This window comes from Achromobacter sp. JD-1, from assembly GCF_038594925.1.
GTDB lineage: Bacteria > Pseudomonadota > Gammaproteobacteria > Burkholderiales > Burkholderiaceae_B > Achromobacter > Achromobacter spanius_C.
In genome coordinates this window covers 188,769-206,304 of record NZ_JBCGCS010000003.1, presented here as the reverse complement: position 1 = coordinate 206,304, position 17,536 = coordinate 188,769, and the positions used below count along the sequence as shown (strand labels likewise).

16 protein-coding genes are annotated in these 17,536 nt (G+C 60.8%); all 16 read left to right on the top strand.

Annotation, left to right across the window (positions count from 1 at the left end; translation table 11 throughout):
* Window position 1 precedes the first annotated feature (1 nt).
* The 16 genes from WBR68_RS06595 to WBR68_RS06520 all read left to right on the top strand — a co-directional run bounded on the left by WBR68_RS06595 (window position 2) and on the right by WBR68_RS06520 (window position 17,494).
* Window positions 2-595 carry a sugar transferase gene (locus WBR68_RS06595; RefSeq protein ID WP_127186124.1) on the top strand — a complete coding sequence of 198 codons (594 nt, stop codon included), beginning with the start codon at window positions 2-4 and terminating at the stop codon, window positions 593-595.
* A 24-nt stretch (window positions 596-619) separates the two neighbouring features.
* Window positions 620-1,732: a glycosyltransferase gene (locus WBR68_RS06590; protein WP_127186125.1), complete on the top strand. Its 1,113-nt coding sequence runs from the start codon at window positions 620-622 to the stop codon at window positions 1,730-1,732.
* Complete coding sequence (locus WBR68_RS06585) at window positions 1,729-2,430, top strand: lipid II flippase family protein (RefSeq protein WP_127186126.1); 702 nt, start codon at window positions 1,729-1,731, stop codon at window positions 2,428-2,430. Before WBR68_RS06590 ends, WBR68_RS06585 begins: the two co-directional genes overlap by 4 nt.
* Window positions 2,417-3,895: a hypothetical protein gene (locus tag WBR68_RS06580; RefSeq protein WP_127186127.1), complete on the top strand. Its 1,479-nt coding sequence runs from the start codon at window positions 2,417-2,419 to the stop codon at window positions 3,893-3,895. The genes WBR68_RS06585 and WBR68_RS06580 overlap by 14 nt, the downstream gene beginning before the upstream one ends.
* Before the next feature lie 44 nt (window positions 3,896-3,939).
* Window positions 3,940-5,814 carry a polysaccharide biosynthesis protein gene (locus WBR68_RS06575; RefSeq protein ID WP_127186128.1) on the top strand — a complete coding sequence of 625 codons (1,875 nt, stop codon included), beginning with the start codon at window positions 3,940-3,942 and terminating at the stop codon, window positions 5,812-5,814.
* Between the two features lie 352 nt (window positions 5,815-6,166).
* Window positions 6,167-7,162 (top strand): NAD-dependent 4,6-dehydratase LegB, encoded by a 996-nt coding sequence (locus WBR68_RS06570; protein WP_205736945.1) that lies wholly within the window; start codon window positions 6,167-6,169, stop codon window positions 7,160-7,162.
* 10 nt (window positions 7,163-7,172) lie between these two features.
* Entirely contained in the window at window positions 7,173-8,360 is a 1,188-nt protein-coding gene (locus WBR68_RS06565; protein WP_127186130.1) for a LegC family aminotransferase, read from the top strand.
* On the top strand, window positions 8,357-9,526 hold the full coding sequence (neuC, locus tag WBR68_RS06560; RefSeq protein ID WP_127186131.1) for a UDP-N-acetylglucosamine 2-epimerase: 1,170 nt from the start codon (window positions 8,357-8,359) through the stop codon (window positions 9,524-9,526). The genes WBR68_RS06565 and neuC overlap by 4 nt, the downstream gene beginning before the upstream one ends.
* Before the next feature lies 1 nt (window position 9,527).
* On the top strand, window positions 9,528-10,595 hold the full coding sequence (gene neuB / locus WBR68_RS06555) for an N-acetylneuraminate synthase (RefSeq protein ID WP_127186132.1): 1,068 nt from the start codon (window positions 9,528-9,530) through the stop codon (window positions 10,593-10,595).
* Window positions 10,588-11,232, top strand: coding sequence for an acetyltransferase (locus WBR68_RS06550; RefSeq protein ID WP_127186133.1), 645 nt, complete (start codon window positions 10,588-10,590; stop codon window positions 11,230-11,232). Before neuB ends, WBR68_RS06550 begins: the two co-directional genes overlap by 8 nt.
* Entirely contained in the window at window positions 11,229-12,278 is a 1,050-nt protein-coding gene (locus WBR68_RS06545; RefSeq protein WP_100853827.1) for a nucleotidyltransferase family protein, read from the top strand. The genes WBR68_RS06550 and WBR68_RS06545 overlap by 4 nt, the downstream gene beginning before the upstream one ends.
* Before the next feature lie 60 nt (window positions 12,279-12,338).
* A complete protein-coding gene (locus tag WBR68_RS06540) occupies window positions 12,339-13,376 on the top strand; it encodes an N-acetylneuraminate synthase family protein (RefSeq protein ID WP_100853826.1) in 1,038 nt (345 codons plus the stop codon).
* Entirely contained in the window at window positions 13,373-14,128 is a 756-nt protein-coding gene (locus tag WBR68_RS06535; protein WP_100853825.1) for a cytidylyltransferase domain-containing protein, read from the top strand. The genes WBR68_RS06540 and WBR68_RS06535 overlap by 4 nt, the downstream gene beginning before the upstream one ends.
* Window positions 14,129-14,143: 15 nt before the next feature.
* A complete protein-coding gene (locus tag WBR68_RS06530) occupies window positions 14,144-15,148 on the top strand; it encodes a Gfo/Idh/MocA family protein (protein ID WP_230693735.1) in 1,005 nt (334 codons plus the stop codon).
* Between the two features lie 20 nt (window positions 15,149-15,168).
* On the top strand, window positions 15,169-16,479 hold the full coding sequence (locus WBR68_RS06525) for a glutamate-1-semialdehyde 2,1-aminomutase (RefSeq protein WP_127186135.1): 1,311 nt from the start codon (window positions 15,169-15,171) through the stop codon (window positions 16,477-16,479).
* A 199-nt stretch (window positions 16,480-16,678) separates the two neighbouring features.
* Complete coding sequence (locus tag WBR68_RS06520) at window positions 16,679-17,494, top strand: SDR family oxidoreductase (RefSeq protein ID WP_127186136.1); 816 nt, start codon at window positions 16,679-16,681, stop codon at window positions 17,492-17,494.
* Window positions 17,495-17,536 lie beyond the last annotated feature (42 nt).

The window sequence follows — 17,536 nt, the reverse complement described above, 5'->3', positions numbered from 1 at the left end:
GATGCTAAAGCGTCTTTTCGATATCTGCTGTTCGGCGTTGGGCCTGCTGGTGCTGCTGCCCTTCCTGGCCGTGCTCGCCATCGCGATCAAGCTGGACAGCCCCGGCCCGGTCTTCTTCCGGCAGGAACGCGTGGGACGCCGTGGTGTTCCGTTCCAGATCCACAAGCTGCGCAGCATGCAGGTACGGCAATCCGGCATCGACCGCCAGATCACCGTTGGCGCCGACGACCGCATCACCCGCGTAGGGAAGCTGATCCGCCAATGGAAACTCGATGAACTGGTGCAACTGATCGACGTACTCAGAGGCGACATGAGCCTGGTCGGGCCCCGGCCGGAAGTCCCGCGCTATGTCGCGATGTATCCAGTCGAGACGCGCGATGAGATCCTGTCGGTCAGGCCAGGCATCACTGACTTGGCCTCGATCCACTTCCGCAACGAAAGCAAAATCCTCGCCCAGTCGACAGATCCCGAGCGTGCCTACCTGGAAGTCATCCTGCCGGAAAAACTCAAACTGCAACAGCAATACGTGCGAACCCGCAGCTTCACGGGTGATCTTGGAATTCTCCTCAAGACCGCTGCCGCAATCTTCCATTGAGCCAATACCTCGAGCATACGCAACATGAAAATCGCGCTCCTGGGACCCGCGCACAGCATCCACACGATTCGGTGGGCCAATGGCCTGGCGAACCGAGGCGTGGACACGCACGTTCTGTCGCTCACCAGCCAGGATGACGCCTACAATCCGCGCGTGTCGTTGCACCGTCTGCCCTGGGGTCCGCCGCAGGGCTATCTGCTGGCGGCTCCTGCGTTGCGTCGCACGCTGCGCGAGATTGGCCCCGATCTGCTGAATACCCACTATGCCACGGGCTACGGCACCCTTGCTCGGCTGGCCGGTTTCACGCCCTCGCTGCTGTCCGCCTGGGGTAGCGATATCTACGCCTTTCCGTACAAGAGCGGCCTGCATCGCCGTGTCTTGCGCGGCAATCTGGACCGGGCCACCGCGGTAGCGGTCACCGGGCAGGCAATGGCCCGGCAGGTGCGTCAATTCACCGACCGGCCCGTGCATATCACCCCGTTCGGAATCGATACCGAGTGCTTTTCGCCAGCGCCGACGCCCCGGCCCGACAACGCCGGCCCCATCGTCATCGGCACGGTGAAGGGCCTGGAAACCACGTACGGCATCGATATCCTGCTGCAAGCGTTCGCTCAACTCCTCTCCACCCTCGAAGCCGATGCCTCTGCGGCCGCTAGCCGGCTGCTCCTCAAGATTTACGGTTCTGGCTCCCAGGCGCAGGCACTGCAGGCCATGGCCACCGAACTCGGCATCGCCGATCGCACCCAATTCCTCGGTCATATCGCCCACAGTGACGTCCCAGCCGCCCTGCGGGATCTGGACGTCTACGTGGCGTTGAGCCGGATGGACAGCTTTGGCGTGGCGATTCTCGAAGCATGCGCCTGTAGCATCCCGGTGCTGGTCTCGGATGCCGATGGCCCCGCCGAGATCGTGGTCGACGGCGTGACGGGCTATGTCGTACCCCGGCTGGATGCCGGCGCCGCCGCGACGCGGCTCCGGCAACTGGTGGCGGATCCGGCGCTGCGCCGGCAGTTAGGCGAGGCCGGCCGCGCACATGTCCAAATGCACTATTCTTGGCAGGCCAGTCTCGACAGCATGCTCGGCGCCTATCAAAACACGTTGCGGCAATACCGCAATACCGACGCAGGCACGCCATGACCTTCCTTCCCTATCTGGTCATTGCTAGCTACGCCAGCATCCACTTGCTGGAATATCTCAGTTATTACGCCCGCGTGGCGGGTCGCGTCGCCGGCAAACCCGTGACCGGCTATGCCATCCAGAACGCCACCACCACCGTTACCCGCTTCTTTTATCTAGCACTCCTACCCCTGCTGGGATTCATGGTGGACCGGCAGGTGCCTATATCGCTGTACATCAAGATGTGCCTAGGCGCGCTGATCTGCGCCTCCCTGCTGTCCTTGGCGGCGCGTTCCATGCGTTATGCATGGATTCGCCTACTTGCCAATTTCGTGCTACGCCGCGCTGGCCAGCCCCTCCTGAGCGCCGCGCAGATCCGCGCGCAACTGGACGTTCCATCCAATCTGAAACTGCGCAAGATCGTTGTGCTGGCCGCTGCGGTGTTCCTCTGCTACAGCCTGGGCGTACTGCTTTCGTACTTCTTCGCACTGGTTTTCCACGATTACCGGAGCACCATTTCACAACTATCCGGCATCATCAATGGCGCCGCCACGGTGCTGCTGACCTTCATCCTGGAGCCGAGGGTGGCGCGCATTGTCGACGACCATGCCACCGCCGATGTCTACCACGCCGTCCAGGCGATGCTGACGGGCCGGCTGATCGCAATCGGGCTGATCGCCCCGGTGCTTTTCCTCGGAATCAGCTATGGCTTCGCCTGACACTGAGCCCATACGCGTTTTCCGGCATCCTGCCACCATCGCCACATTTTCCTTCCTGCTGGCCTTCGCCGGCTCGTCCATACACCTGCTCGAGCCGCTGCGCCCGTTCCACTGGGGAGCCGGGCTGATCGTGGTGCTGTTCGCGATCAATCCCGAGTGGCGGCGCACGCTGGCGCAGACCCGCTCACGCATGGTGGTTGCCGTAGGAGGCGGCTTGATCCTGGCGTCATCCCTCTGGATGGTCGATTCGGGTCGCTACCTCAATTACGCTCTTTTCTTCACCATCGGCGCACTCTATATGGTGCTCGCGGAGACCATGGTTCGGCGGGGCATAGCTTTCGAACGCTGGTTTGTACCATTAGCGATCTACTGGTTCGTGACCGCCCTCTTCCCGATTTTCGATACATGGACCAACTCCACCCTGTTCCGGGACAGTCTGCCCATTACCGGTGGCGTCTGGTACAACATCAACGACATGGCGACGGCGCTGGTATTTGCGTGCGTGATCTGGATGCTGAGCCGGCGCCGCCTGCCCTGGTTCCTGTTTGCCGCGGCCTGGGTTTACGCCCTCGGCCTTAATCGACGCGCCGATGTGCTGGCGCTGGCCATTCTGGGATTGGGCTACTTGCTAATGGGGCTGAAAAACGTCATACCGCGGCTGCGCTTCGTGCTCGCCTGGGTGGCGGCCAGCGCGGCTGGCATGGCGCTGCACGGCGGCACCTTCTATATCGGGGCACTGCCCTCTCTGGTCCAGGAACCGCCCTTCCATCAATGCACCAACGTGCCGGCGGACGCCGTTCCTCTGGGCATGATCGCCGCGCAGTGCGTGCGCCCGCCTCCTGGAGTCGGCTCGGCCGATTGGCCGCCGCCGGTACCGCACGCGCCGCCGCTTCCGGCTACGCCAACCCCGGCCCCCTCCGCTGCGGCAGTACCGGGTGTGCCCGCCGGGCCAGCAGCCGCCGCGCCGGTCGCGCCCATCATCCCCTCCCCGCCCGCCACAGGCGCCACGGCATCGGCTGAGTCCATGGCCGCGCCGCCGATGCCACCCGCGGCAACGCCCACTACAACGGATGTCGTAGCCCATGGCGGTGACGTGTCGTCCGCCATCCGCAGCAAGATCCTGTATGAGATGTACGAGACGGCGCAGCACATGTCCTGGTGGAAATGGTTCACCGGCCTGGGTGTGGGGCAACTGAATGTGACCTGGCCGCTCGACAACCGCGCTTGGGCGTCGCCGCATTTCTTTTGGCTGGAAATGTTCTTTTTCTTCGGCTTGCCTTGGATCTTTTTCATCGGCTGGCTGTTATGGCGCGCCGACCGCTTTGGCCGTCTGGCGCTGATCGTGGTGTGCGCGGCCGGCATCGCGCCGAGTTCACTGGTATATTTCCAGCCCTTTTGGTTCCTTCTGGGCGTAGTACTGGCCACTCTTCCCAAGCGTCCGGATGACCTGGACAACCACGCCTGATCGCCAAAGGCGGAGCCGACCTCTTTTCAGCAACACGACATAACATGGTGCTTCCCTACGCGTTCAGGCGGATTTTCGTGAATCTGCCGCGGCCCGCGAAACAATTGCTGTCCGTGGCAGTTGACGCCGCCATCCTGTTGGCCGCGTTCCACCTGGCATTGTGGTTGCGCTTCGAATTGTTCTTCCTCACGCCACAATATCTGCTGCTGTCGGTCGTTGCCTGTGGCGGGGGCATAGTGGCAATGGCGGCGCTGGGCGTCTACTACTACATCCTGCGCTACATGAGCGAGCGCGTGATTCTGTCGATAGTCGGCGGCGTACTTGTATCGGTGATGGTCGTCACGGCGGCCAATACCTTCTTGCACATTTCCTCGGGCCTGTCGCGCGGTGTACTCGTCATATACGCCTCGCTAGCACTGGCTGGCTTGCTGGCCACCCGCTATGCCGCGCGCCGAGCGCTTTTCCCGAATGACGCCCGCGTCACCGCGGAACGTGAGCCCGTGCTGATCTACGGCGCGGGTGGCGCGGGGTCGCAACTCGCGGTCACATTGCGGGCGGGACCACATTACTATCCAGTCGCAATGCTGGACGACAATCCCAAAAAGCACCGGCTGATGGTGGCAGGTCTTCGGGTACACGCACCGTCGCAGTTGGAACGCCTCGTCACCAAACATAACGCAAGGCAGTTGCTGATCGCGATGCCGTCGGCCTCGCGGCCGCGGATCCGCTCCATTGTGGAGATGGCCGAACCCTACCATCTACGCATCCGCCTCGTCCCCAGCATGAAGGAACTGATCGAACCATCCAACGGCGTACGTCTGCGCGACGTCCAGGTGGAGGATCTACTCGGCCGCGACCCCGTGGCGCCCATCGGACAATTGCTGGGGCGATGCGTCACTGACCGTATCGTTATGGTCACGGGAGCTGGCGGCTCCATAGGTTCGGAACTGTGCCGCCAGATTGTGGCGCTGCAGCCACGTAAACTGATTCTTTTCGAAGTTTCTGAAGCGGCGCTATATAACATCGAGCAGGATATTTCTCGCCTGGTCAAAAAAGAGGAATGCGAAATAATCGCAACGCTGGGCTCAGTACGTGACAGGGAATACTGCCTGGACTTAATGCGGCGCCATTCGGTGGAAACCATCTACCATGCTGCCGCATACAAACATGTTCCGATCGTCGAAACTAATATCTCCGAAGGATTGCGCACCAACACTTTCGGCACATTGATGCTTACCCAGGCTGCGATTGCAGCAGGAGTAAAGGATTTCGTGCTGATTTCCACCGACAAGGCCGTACGACCGACCAATGTCATGGGTGCCTCCAAACGCATGGCAGAACTGGTCCTGCAGGCCCAGGCGCAGATTCAGGACGCCACGCGCTTTTCGATGGTCCGGTTCGGCAATGTGCTGGGCAGCTCGGGCAGCGTGGTGCCCCTATTCCGCAAGCAGATCCTAGCCGGCGGGCCCATCACTCTGACCCATCCCGACATCACCCGCTATTTCATGACGATTCCTGAGGCGGCCCAATTGGTGCTGCAAGCGGGCGCCATGGGGGGATCAGGCACGGTGATGGTGTTGGATATGGGCGCTCCTGTACGCATCCAGGAACTGGCCGAGCGGATGATCCGTCTCTATGGCCTCACGGTAAAGAGTCCAGAACAACCCGACGGGGACATCGAAATCCGCATTACCGGTCTGCGCCCTGGCGAGAAGCTCTACGAAGAGCTACTTATCGGCGACAACGTTCAGGAAACGCCACATCCCCGCATCATGAAGGCAACCGAGTCGTGTTTTTCCCATACCGAGCTCATGACGCAACTGACCGCCCTGGACGCCGCGTTGACGGCGTGCGACCACGCTCGGATTCTTCAGCTTTTGCGCCAAATCGTCAGCGAATATTCGCCGGCGCAACACTGACAGCGTGAACCACGCGCAGTTAGTGCGAAAATCGCCTGTCAAGCGATGTTTTGACTCTACTGGCAACAGAACTCAGCACCTTCATCAGTGCCCGGCGGTGGCAAAGCCGGTAAACTAATGCCAGTGAAAATCCGGTAGAAATTTCGCATAGCGTGGTTGCCGCTCGAGCCCCAGGCTATGAGAATTTTCTATAAATAGCTTGATTCTATTGGTCTCTCGAAATCCGCATCGTATTAATGAGAATTATTAACGATACGTTTAACGAGAAACTTCGTTCGGGTTCTGGCTGGTTTCAACCCGCGGAATCCATTAATCATTTGTCAGTCTGAAATAAAGACATCAGGGAGTTATCTTGAAAGTACTCGTCACGGGCGCGGACGGTTTTATCGGCTCTCATCTTACTGAAACCCTAATCGCTCGGGGCTACGACGTCCGTGCTTTCACGCTGTATAACTCATTCAATTCCTGGGGTTGGCTGGACCAGAGTCCGAAACACATTCGCGAGAAACTCGACGTTTTTTCAGGCGATATCCGCGATCCCCACGGCGTTAAGGCAGCGATGCAAGGCTGTGACGCGGTATTGCATCTGGCGGCCTTGATTGCCATTCCATTTTCTTACCATTCGCCGGACACGTACGTCGATACCAACGTCAAGGGCACGCTGAACGTGCTGCAGGCCGCACGCGAACTCGGTATTAAACGGGTCATCCACACATCGACCAGTGAAGTGTATGGCACGGCACGTTTCGTTCCTATTACTGAAGAACATCCTCTACAAGGACAATCGCCCTATTCGGCCTCAAAGATCGGCGCGGACCAACTGGCCTACTCGTTCCATGCCTCGTTCGACCTGCCGGTCGTGATCGCCCGGCCGTTCAATACTTACGGTCCGCGCCAGTCCGCCCGCGCCGTGATTCCGACGATCATTACGCAGATTGCCAACGGGCAACGCCAGATCAAACTGGGCGCGGTATCGCCGACCCGCGATTTCAACTTCGTTAAAGATACGGTTTCCGGCTTTATCGCCGCACTGGAAGGCACTGGTGGCCTGGGCGAGGTGGTCAACTTCGGCAGCAATTTCGAAATCTCCATCGGTGATACCGCGAAGCTGATCGCCGAAGTCATGGGCAAGGAAATCGAAATCGTCACCGACGAAGCGCGCCTGCGCCCCGAGAACTCCGAGGTGGAGCGACTCTGGGCCGCCAACGCCAAGGCCAAGGCGCTGTTCAACTGGGAACCATCCTATGGCGGCCGCGACGGCTTCAAGCGCGGCCTGGAAGAAACCGCCGAATGGTTCCGAAACCCGGCCAACCTGGCTGCATACAAAGCTGACCGCTACAACATCTAAGCAGCACGCCATGTCCGAAAAACACTATTCGCTTGAACAGCAACTGCTTGCCGGCCTGCACCAGGTTCTCGGCAAGCCCGAATCGCTTGTTGCGTTGCACGAGCCCGAATTCCGCGGCAATGAGTGGTCGTACGTCAAAGAGTGCATCGATACCGGCTGGGTGTCTTCGGTCGGCAAATACGTTGATGAATTCGAACGCCGCTTGGCGGAGGTCACAGGCGCCAAGCACGCCGTAGCCATTGTCAACGGCACGGCCGCGCTGCAAATCGCCTTGAACCTGGCTGGCGTCAAACCAGGCGACGAAGTGATCATCCCGGCGCTGTCTTTCGTCGGCACCGCCAATTCGGTCTCGCACTGCCAGGCCATCCCGCATTTCGTCGACAGCAACATGGACAGTCTCGGGCTTGATCCCGAGCTACTGGAGGCGCATTTTGAACGCATCGGCGAACACACACCCGGCGGCCTGCTCAATCGGCTGACGGGCCGCCGCATCGCAGCGATTGTGCCGATGCACGCTTTCGGCTTCGCCGTCGATCTGGACCGGCTGATGGCCGTGGCACGCCGCTTCGGCGTGCCCATCGTGGAAGACGCGGCCGAATCGCTCGGGACGACCTACAAGGGCCGTCATACGGGCACCTTTGGCGACCTGGGCATCCTGAGCTTCAATGGCAACAAGGTGATCACCACGGGCGGCGGCGGCGCCATCATTACCAATGATTCCGAACTGGCACGGCGCGCCAAGTACCTGACCACGACCGCCAAACGTCCGCATCGCTGGGAATTCTTCCATGACGAGGTCGCCTACAACTACCGCCTCCCCAACTTGAACGCCGCGTTGGGCTGCGCCCAACTGGAATTGCTGCCCGAATTCTTGCAGCGCAAACGTGTCCTGGCAGACAACTATCGTCAAAGCTTCGAAGCCACACCTGACATCGCATTCGTCTCCGAGCAGGCGGATTGCCACAGTAACTACTGGCTGAACGTAGTGCGCTTGAGAACGCCGGATATCGAAGCCCGCAATCGCTTGCTGGACGTTTCGAATGAAGCCGGTTTCCAGTGCCGCCCCGCCTGGACGCTTCTGCACAAGCTGCCCATGTACACCGAATGCCCACGTGCCGAACTGCCGGTTGCGCTGGCGCTCGAAGCCAGCCTGATCAATATTCCCAGCAGCCCCAAGCTCTCCGGAAAGCGCGCATGACGCACGCACGCACCGTCTGCGTTGTCACCGGCTCGCGGGCCGAGTACGGTCTGCTCAGCAGCACCCTGCGGGCGATTGACGCTGATCCCGCTCTGGCATTGCAGATCATCGCCACCGGCATGCACCTGTCGCCCGAATTCGGGCAAACCGTCCGGCAAATCGAAGCGGACGGTTTCACCGTGGATGCGAGAGTCGACATGCTGATCTCGGCCGATACGGAAGTCGCGGTCACGAAATCGCTCGGCCTTGGCGTGATTGGCTTTGCCGATGCGTACGAGCGGTTGGCGCCGGACATCGTGCTCGTACTTGGAGACCGTTTCGAGATCTTGGCCGCAGCGCAGGCCGCTCTGTTGGCTCGGATTCCGCTGGCCCATATACATGGCGGGGAAATCTCCGAAGGCGCCTTCGACGAGGCGATTCGGCATGCGATCACCAAAATGGCGCAATGGCATTTCGTGGCTGCCGAACCGTATCGCAAACGTGTGGTACAGCTCGGTGAAGCACCCGAACGCGTCTTCAATGTGGGGGCGCCTGGGCTGGACTATTTGTCGCAGCAGACGTGGATGTCGCCTCCAGAGCTGGCCGAATCGCTCGAGTTCCCCCTGAGGTCGCCGTTATTCCTCATTACCTACCATCCGGTGACGCTGTCCGGCAAATCCCCCGTGGGTCCCATGCAGGAACTGCTGGGGGCGCTGGAGGAATTTCCCCAGGCCACGCTGATCTTCACTTATCCGAATGCTGATACCGGTGGCCGCGCGTTGATCCAGTGCATCGACGACTTCGTTGCCAGGCACGCTGAACGCGCCAAGGCATTCGTGTCCCTGGGACAAAAACGCTACTTGAACCTGATGCGGCTGGCGGATCTTGTACTTGGCAATTCCTCAAGCGGATTGACCGAAGCCCCCGCCCTGCGCAGGCCGACGGTAAACATCGGTGATCGGCAAAATGGCCGCCTTAAGGCGGCCTCCGTGATTGACGTGCCCGAAAGCCGGGGCGATATCGTCGCCGCCATCCGACAAGCGTTATCACCAGTCTTCCAGGAAACCCTGCGCACCACCGAGTCGCTGTATGGCTCCGGCAATGCTGCGGCGGCGATTGTGGCTCAACTCAAACAGTCGCTGCCCGACATCCGGAAGCGTTTTTTCGATATAACGCACGGAAACTGACATGAAGACATTTATCATTGCCGAAGCGGGAGTGAACCACAATGGTTCGCTCGATATGGCAATACAGCTAATCGACGCCGCCGCGTCGGCCGGCGCCGACGCAGTCAAGTTCCAAACCTTCCGCGCCGCGCAACTGGCCTCGAAGGTGGCTCCCAAGGCGCACTATCAGACACGCACCACATCCAGCGCGGAAAGCCAGTTCGACATGCTTAAGAAGCTCGAACTTGACGAAGCCGCACACCTGAAACTGATTGCCCACGCCAAAACCCGCGGCATCGAGTTCCTCTCGACGCCGTTCGACAGCACCACCCTTGATCTCCTGACCGGTCGCTTAGGCCTGACCACCATTAAGGTTTCGTCCGGCGATATCACCAACGCGCCCTTCCTTCTGGAAATCGCCCGCGCCTCGCAACGCGTCATCCTCTCGACGGGTATGTGCGCCTTGTCCGAGGTCGAAGCCGCGTTGGGCGTGCTGGCGTTCGGCTTCGTCGCAGCAGTCGATGCCCCGCCCGGACCGGCGGCTTTCGACGCGGCATACGCCTCCGACGCCGGCCAAGCCGCCCTAAAGGCACGCGTCGCGGTCCTGCATTGCACCACCGAATATCCCGCGCCCATTGCCGAAGTGAATCTGCGCGCCGTCGAAACACTCAGGGCTGCATTCGGCCTGGAAACCGGCTATTCCGACCACACCGTCGGCATCCACATCCCGATCGCCGCCGTGGCGCGTGGGTCGACCATCATAGAAAAACACTTCACACTCAATCGCGAGTTGCCGGGCCCCGACCACAAGGCGTCGCTAGAACCCACTGAGCTGACCGCGATGGTTTCGGCCATCCGGGATATCGAAGTCTGTCTGGGCGACGGCATCAAGCGCCCAACGGCTTCCGAATCCCGCAATAAGATCGTTGCACGCAAGAGCTTGGTGCTGGCCCGGAACGTGGCAGCTGGAGAACCGCTGGCGCTGGCCTGCAAGCGCCCCGGCAACGGAGTGTCGCCGTATCTCTACTGGCAGTTGTCCGGTACTCCTGCTAACCGCCAATATGCCGCGGACGAGATCCTGGATGCGTGAGTTGCCCATCATCATTGTTGGCGCAGGTGGACACGGACGCGTGGTCGCGGACGCGCTGCAGGCTGCGGGACGACCGGTGCTCGGCTTCACCGACAACGATCCTGCCGCCTGGGGCACGACGCGCTGCGGCGCTCCGGTTCTAGGCAATGATGACGTGCTGAAAAGGCATGAACCGCAATCCGTGCTGCTGGCAAACGGCCTGGGCACGACCCGCGTCTCGACGCTGCGGCGCGACGTATTCCTGAAATTCAAGGCGCAAGGCTATCGCTTCGCCACTATCGTGCACCCCAGCGCCACCGTCTCCGAACACGCCTCGATCGGTGAAGGCTGCCAGGTCATGGCACGCGCGGTGGTCCAGGTGGGCGCGACCGTCGCCGCCAATACGATTATCAATACGGGCACGATTGTCGACCATGACTGCACGATCGGCGTACATAGCCACCTGGCGACCGGCGCGACTCTCTCGGGCGGCGTTACAGTCGGCGAAAACTGCCATATCGGCGCTGGTGCCACCATCATTCAAGGTGTGTCCCTGGGCGATCATTGCCTGGTCGCCGCGGGCGCCGTGGTTGTGCGCGATGCCGCTACGCGGTCCCGGCTAGCTGGCGTGCCCGCAAGACCAATGGAAAAGACATGAAAAACTGGAAGACCCTGCTGGTGCAACCCAGCACCCCGATCCGCGAAGCAATGTTAAAGATCGACGCGGCTGGCGCCCAACTTGCCATTGTCGTGGACGACGACGGCAAGTTGCTGGGCACCCTTTCGGACGGCGACATCCGCCGCGGTTTTCTCAAGGGTCTGTCCCTGCCCGACACGGTCGACAAGTGCATGAACCGCACCCCCCACGCTGTCAGCGCCGCTGACAGCCGGGACGTCAGCGTGGCGCTCATGCGCCGGCTGAAGCTGCACCAGATGCCCATCGTCGACAACGCCCAACGTGTTGTCGGCCTGGAGGTGCTGGACGACTATCTGCTGCCTGCCTGCCGCGAGAACTGGGTGGTATTGATGGCCGGCGGCCTGGGAACGCGATTGGGCGAACTGACCAAATCCACCCCCAAGCCGATGCTGAAGGTGGGCGATAAGCCGTTACTGGAAACCATCGTCCGCAACTTTCTGGACCAGGGCTTCAAGAACTTCTATTTCGCGGTAAATTACATGGCCGAAGTCATTGAAGACCACTTCGGCGATGGCGAGAAGTTCGGTGCGCAGATTCGCTACCTGCGCGAGAACAAGCGCCTGGGTACCGCCGGCGCGCTCAGCCTGATCCCCGAGATGCCCACCGAACCGCTGATCGTGGCCAACGGTGACCTGTTGGCCGATATCGATTATTCGCACATGCTCGATATGCATGTGGACACCGAAGCGGTAGCGACCATGGGCGTCAGCGAATATGAATTCCAGATTCCCTATGGCGTAGTGCACGAGCAGGGTGGTGATATTTCGCATATCGAGGAAAAGCCGGCCCACAAGTCGCTGATCAGCGCTGGCATCTACGTCCTGTCGCCGGCCGCACTCGAATTGGTGCCGAAAGACCAGTTCTTCGACATGCCCACGCTGTTCGAACAAATGATCGACCACAAGATGCGGTCGCGCGTATATCAAGTCCATGGTTATTGGCTTGATATCGGGCGGCTGCCTGACTACCAAAAGGCGAACTCGGATATCAGCCGGGTTTTTCAGTAACACCGAGCTTTATTTTCCCGACTAGACATCGGAAGCACTTTTCCCCCTGGATATTGAATCATGGCAAACCAACACACTCTCATCGTTGCGGAAATGGCCTGGGCTCACGACGGCTCGATCGATAAGGCCATCGGCATCATGAAGGCCGCCAAGGACGCGGGCGCGGACGCTATCGGCATCCACATCACCGACCTGCCCACGTACATGGTTCCGCACTATGGCAGCGGCGAGGGCCGTGTGTCGGCTGGCAAGGAACACATGCAGGTCTACAAGTACCTGCAGGATATCAATCCGTCGAACGACGATTGGGTCCGCTTCGCCAAGGAAGCGCGCGCCGCGGGCATCGCGCTGTGCGTCATGGCGAATGACCAGGCCAGCCTGGCATTCTGTGAAGCTCAACTGCAGCCCGAGTATTACGTGCTGACGGCCGCCGCCTTTGTGGAAGAGGAGTTCATCCACGCGCTGGCCAAGACCGGTCGCCCTACGCTGTTCCGCGCCGGTGGTGCCACCATTGGCGAAGTCGAAAATGCGCTCAACATCTTCAAGGCCAATGGCGGCGGCGAAGTGACCGTGCTGCACGGCTTCCAGAACTATCCGACCAAGCTCGAAGACACCAACGTCCAGCAAATGCAGACGATGGGCAAGCTGTTCGGCGTGAAGGTCGGTCTGGCCGACCACATCGACGGCGCAGACCCCATCGCCAAGGCCATCCCCATGCTGGCGTTGGCGCTGGGCGCAAGCTGCCTGGAAAAGCACATCACCTGGGATCGTGCGGAAAAGGGCGAGGATTTCGAGGCTGCCCTGAACCCGAGCGATTTCAAGGAATTCGTCGCCTACGTGCGCGCCGGTGAAATCGCCCTGGGCCAGGAAAACTGGACGGCCCTGTCGCCTGCCGCCGAGCGCTACCGCTCGGTATCGCGCAAGCGCATGGTAGCGGCGCGTCCGATCGCCTCGGGCACGGTGCTGACCCGCGCCGACATCACCTTCAAGCGCGGCGACGTCGGCATGAGCCCGGCCCAATTAAATGCCGTCATCGGTCGCACTACCAAGTCTAGCCTGGTCGAGAATGACGGCATCGCGCTGGAGGATTTGGTGTGAAGATCGGCTGCCTACTTTCCGTACGGGAAAAGGCTACCCGCCTGCCCAAGAAGGTCTTGCTGGACGTGGCTGGCAAGCCGCTGACGGCGCGCCTGCTGGAGCGGTTGGCGATGGCCAAGGGAATTGACGCCGTCATCCTGTCAACGTCGACACACAAAGACGATGCCGTGCTGGCGGACTTGGCCAAGAAGGAAGGCTTTGCGGCCTTCCGTGGCAGCGAAGAAGATAAGCTCGACCGCTACTACCAGACCGCCAAGCAATACGGTCTGGACGCGGTTGTGGTGGTGGATGGTGACGATCCTTTCTGCTTCCCCGAGGCCATCACAATGGTCGCCGAAGCGCTGCGTCAGGGCGACGCAGACTGCGTCTACCTGTCCGGCCTGCCGCTAGGCGCCGCTTCGACTGGCCTGACCACCACCGCGCTGGCACGCGTGCTGGAACTCAAAGATGAACTGGACACGGAAGTCTGGGGCGGCTATTTCATCGGCTCGGGCAAGTTCCGCGCCAAGGAAATAGCCGTCAAGGACGCCGCGCTGAATCATCCCGGCATCCGACTGACGCTCGACTACGAGGAAGACTATGCGCTGGTGTGCGAAGTCGTCAAAGCCTTCGACAACCGCACGGACTTCTCCAGCTTCGAGTTGATGGACCTACTGGTCAACCGCAGGCCCGACCTCGCCACTCTCAACGCCAGTGCCCAAGTGAAGTACGAGAACCACCTGCAAAAGGCAGCTCCCGTAAAGTTCAAGTAATCGCGAGATAGATCAATGAAGCTTCTAGTTGTAGGTCTTGGATCCATGGGCAAGCGCCGGGTGCGCAACCTGCTCGCCAATGGCATTTCGCCCAGCGATATCATTGGCGTGGACAAGCGCGAGGATCGCGCGGAAGAGGCGCGCACCAAATACGGCATCACGGCCCACACGACGCTGCGGGATGAAGACGTCGCCGCCACCAATGCCTTCGTGATCTCGACGCCGCCTGACCACCATCTGCCCTATGCGCAGAAGGCTGCCGCGCAGGGCAAGCACATGTTCATCGAAGCCAGCGTGCTGGCCGAGGGCCTGGAAGAGCTGGCGCAGGAAGTCGACAGCAAGAAGCTGGTCGCATTTCCATCGTGCACCATGCGCTTTTTCGCCGGCCCGCGTCGCGTACGTGAGTTGGTCCAGTCCGACGCCATCGGCAAGGTGCTCGCCTGGCAGTACCAGAGCGGCCAGTATCTGCCTGATTGGCACCCTTGGGAGCCGATCACCGACTTCTACGTCTCGAACCCGGAAACTGGCGGTTGCCGCGAAATCGTCCCGTTCGAGATGGTCTGGCTGGAACCCCTATTCAGCGCCGTGACCGACATCGACGGGCGCCACGCCAAGCGTTCGGACATGCCGGCCGCCATCGATGACATCTACATGCTGCAAACCCGGCATGAGTCTGGCGCGCTGGGCCAGTTGATCGTCGATGTGCTCAGTCGCTCGGCGGTACGCCACCTGCGTATCACTGGCTCAGAAGGCACGCTGGAGTGGGACGACAGCGCTAAACGCATCCGCGTCTACAGCGCCGCCACTGGCCAATGGACGGAAGAATCGGTGGGCCTGGGCACCGTGGAATCAAAGTACATCAATCCCGAAGAACCGTACATTGAGGAAATCCGTACCTATCTGTCTTGTATCCAGTCCAAGACGGCACCGACGTACACCCTCCGGGACGACATCAAGATTCTGGATTTGCTGTATCGCGCCGAGGAATCGGCAAAGACAGGCCGGCGAGTCGCCGCCTAGGCTCCAGCGAGGAAAACTCCATGCAATTCGAAAAGAGCAAAGCTTATGGGAAGATCGCGAACCAGCTGATTCCCGGCGGCGGTCATACCTACAGCAAAGGCGACGACCAGTTCCCTGAACTGTCGCCCGGCTTCATCACGCGCGGCAAGGGATCCCAAGCATGGGACCTAGATGGCAACCAGTTCCTTGACTGGGGCATGGGCCTGCGCTCGGTCTGCCTGGGCCACGCCTACGAGCCGGTGCTCGACAGCGTGCGGACGCAGCTCGAGAACGGGGTCAATTTCACGCGGCCCGCGCCGCTGGAAGCCGAACTCGCCCAACTGCTGGTGGACTTGGTACCCTGCGCCGAGATGGTCAAGTTCGCCAAGAACGGCTCCGACGTCACCACCGCCGCAGTCCGCCTGGCGCGCGCCTTCACCGGCCGCGACATGATCATCCGCTGCCTCGACCACCCGTTCTTCAGCGTGGATGACTGGTTCATCGGCGATACCGCCATGGACGCCGGCATCCCCCAGAGTTCGAAGGACCTGACGCGCCATTTCCCGTTCAATGACGCCAAGGCTTTGGAGCGCCTGCTTGAAGAGAACAATGGCAAGGTCGCGTGCATCATCCTGGAGGCAGCAGCCACGTCCGCGCCGGTGCCGGGTTTCTTGGAGCGTGTGCGCGAGCTGGCTACCCAGCATGGCGCAGTGCTGGTGTTCGACGAAATCATCAGTGGCTTCCGCTGGAATGTGCGTGGCGCCCAGCATTTCTATGGCGTGACGCCCGACCTTGCCACGTTCGGCAAGGCCATGGCCAACGGCTTCTCGCTGTCGGCCTTGGTGGGACGGCGCGACATCATGGAACGCGGCGGCCTGGATCACCCACATCCCCGCGTATTCCTGTTGTCGACCACCAACGGTGCGGAAACGCATTCGCTGGCCGCATCATTGACCACCATCAAGCTGCTGCGTGACACGTCGATCATCGAAGAGAACTGGAATGTCGGCAAACAGCTGACTGCTGGCTTCAACCGTTCGGCCCAGCAATACGGCATTGGCGAACGCGCCAAGATGGCCGGAGTGGAAATCAGCCCCTGGTACGCGTTCTACGATGCGTCCGGTAAGGTGGACATGGCCCTGCGTACGCTGTTCCTGCAGGAGACCATCCGTCAGGGTGTGCTGATCCCTTACATCGCCATCTCGGCCTCGCATCGCCAGGCAGAAGTGGACCGCACGCTGGAAGCGATGGATGCAGCATTGAAGGTCGTCGCCAACGCCATCGACAAAGGCAGCGTCGAAGGCCTGCTGACCGGCCCCGTAGTCAAGCCAGTCTTCCGCAAGTACAACTAGTACCGCAAGCCATCGAACGGCATCCCCACGTGCCCGCCAACTCCAAATAGGGGTTGGCGATCACGAACCGTCGGCCCAAGACCGCGAATCCGCGCCCACAAGGCGCCCGGGCCGTCGCCCGACGCATCTGTATTGACACCCCGGCAGTGGCCCAGCTCGGACCCTGCCGTCTTTTCCTTTGCCAGATCGAACTTTCGACATGACTACCGCCACTGAACTGTTCAAATTGAACGACAAGATCGCCGTGATTACCGGCGGCGTCGGCATTCTCGGCCGTGGCTATTGCCGCGCCATGGCCGAACTGGGTGCTACGGTCATCATCGCCGACCGCAGCCAGGAAGACTGCGACAAGCTGGCAACGACGCTTGCCGCCGAAACCGGCTCGCGGGTCGTCGGCATGGCCGTGGACCTGAGCTCAGAAGCCTCGATCAAGGATTGGGCCAAGCGTATCCTGGATACTTTTGGCCATGTCGACGTGCTGATGAATAATGCGGCGGCCAAGGCCGATGGCTTCTTCGCACCTCTAGAGTCCTATTCGCTGGAGACCTGGAACGCGGTAATGGCGGTGAACGTCAATGCACTGTTTCTGACAGTTCGCGAACTGGGACCGTCGATGGCCGCACGGGGTTCGGGCAGCATTATCAATGTCTCTTCCATCTATGGGCTCGTCGGCCCCGACCAGCGCATCTACGAAGGTTCTTGGTATGCCGACCTGGGCGGCGCCATCAATACCCCGATGATCTACTCGACCACCAAAGGCGCCATCGTCTCAATGACGAAATACCTGGCGACATACTGGGGCCCCAAGGGCGTGCGTGTGAACTGCATCACTCCTGGCGGCGTGTCGTCGGGCCAGAACGAGGAATTCGACACGCGCTACTCCGCCCGTGTCCCGATGGGCCGTATGGCACAGGCTAACGAAATGATCGGCGCCGTCATGTACCTGGCCGCCGACGCCTCCAGTTACGTCAACGGACAGAACCTAGTCGTCGACGGTGGCTGGACGGCCTGGTAGACGCAGCTCTGCTTAGCCTGCTTCCACTATGAGCATCAACAG

Bases quoted from the DNA above. Each gene is read 5' to 3' on its own strand.
- WBR68_RS06595 (WP_127186124.1), top strand. From the start codon at position 2: ATGCTAAAGCGTCTTTTCGATATCTGCTGTTCGGCGTTGGGCCTGCTG.
- WBR68_RS06590 (WP_127186125.1), top strand. From the start codon at position 620: ATGAAAATCGCGCTCCTGGGACCCGCGCACAGCATCCACACGATTCGG.
- WBR68_RS06585 (WP_127186126.1), top strand. From the start codon at position 1,729: ATGACCTTCCTTCCCTATCTGGTCATTGCTAGCTACGCCAGCATCCAC.
- WBR68_RS06580 (WP_127186127.1), top strand. From the start codon at position 2,417: ATGGCTTCGCCTGACACTGAGCCCATACGCGTTTTCCGGCATCCTGCC.
- WBR68_RS06575 (WP_127186128.1), top strand. From the start codon at position 3,940: ATGGTGCTTCCCTACGCGTTCAGGCGGATTTTCGTGAATCTGCCGCGG.
- WBR68_RS06565 (WP_127186130.1), top strand. From the start codon at position 7,173: ATGTCCGAAAAACACTATTCGCTTGAACAGCAACTGCTTGCCGGCCTG.
- neuC (WP_127186131.1), top strand. From the start codon at position 8,357: ATGACGCACGCACGCACCGTCTGCGTTGTCACCGGCTCGCGGGCCGAG.
- neuB (WP_127186132.1), top strand. From the start codon at position 9,528: ATGAAGACATTTATCATTGCCGAAGCGGGAGTGAACCACAATGGTTCG.
- WBR68_RS06550 (WP_127186133.1), top strand. From the start codon at position 10,588: ATGCGTGAGTTGCCCATCATCATTGTTGGCGCAGGTGGACACGGACGC.
- WBR68_RS06545 (WP_100853827.1), top strand. From the start codon at position 11,229: ATGAAAAACTGGAAGACCCTGCTGGTGCAACCCAGCACCCCGATCCGC.
- WBR68_RS06540 (WP_100853826.1), top strand. From the start codon at position 12,339: ATGGCAAACCAACACACTCTCATCGTTGCGGAAATGGCCTGGGCTCAC.
- WBR68_RS06530 (WP_230693735.1), top strand. From the start codon at position 14,144: ATGAAGCTTCTAGTTGTAGGTCTTGGATCCATGGGCAAGCGCCGGGTG.
- WBR68_RS06525 (WP_127186135.1), top strand. From the start codon at position 15,169: ATGCAATTCGAAAAGAGCAAAGCTTATGGGAAGATCGCGAACCAGCTG.
- WBR68_RS06520 (WP_127186136.1), top strand. From the start codon at position 16,679: ATGACTACCGCCACTGAACTGTTCAAATTGAACGACAAGATCGCCGTG.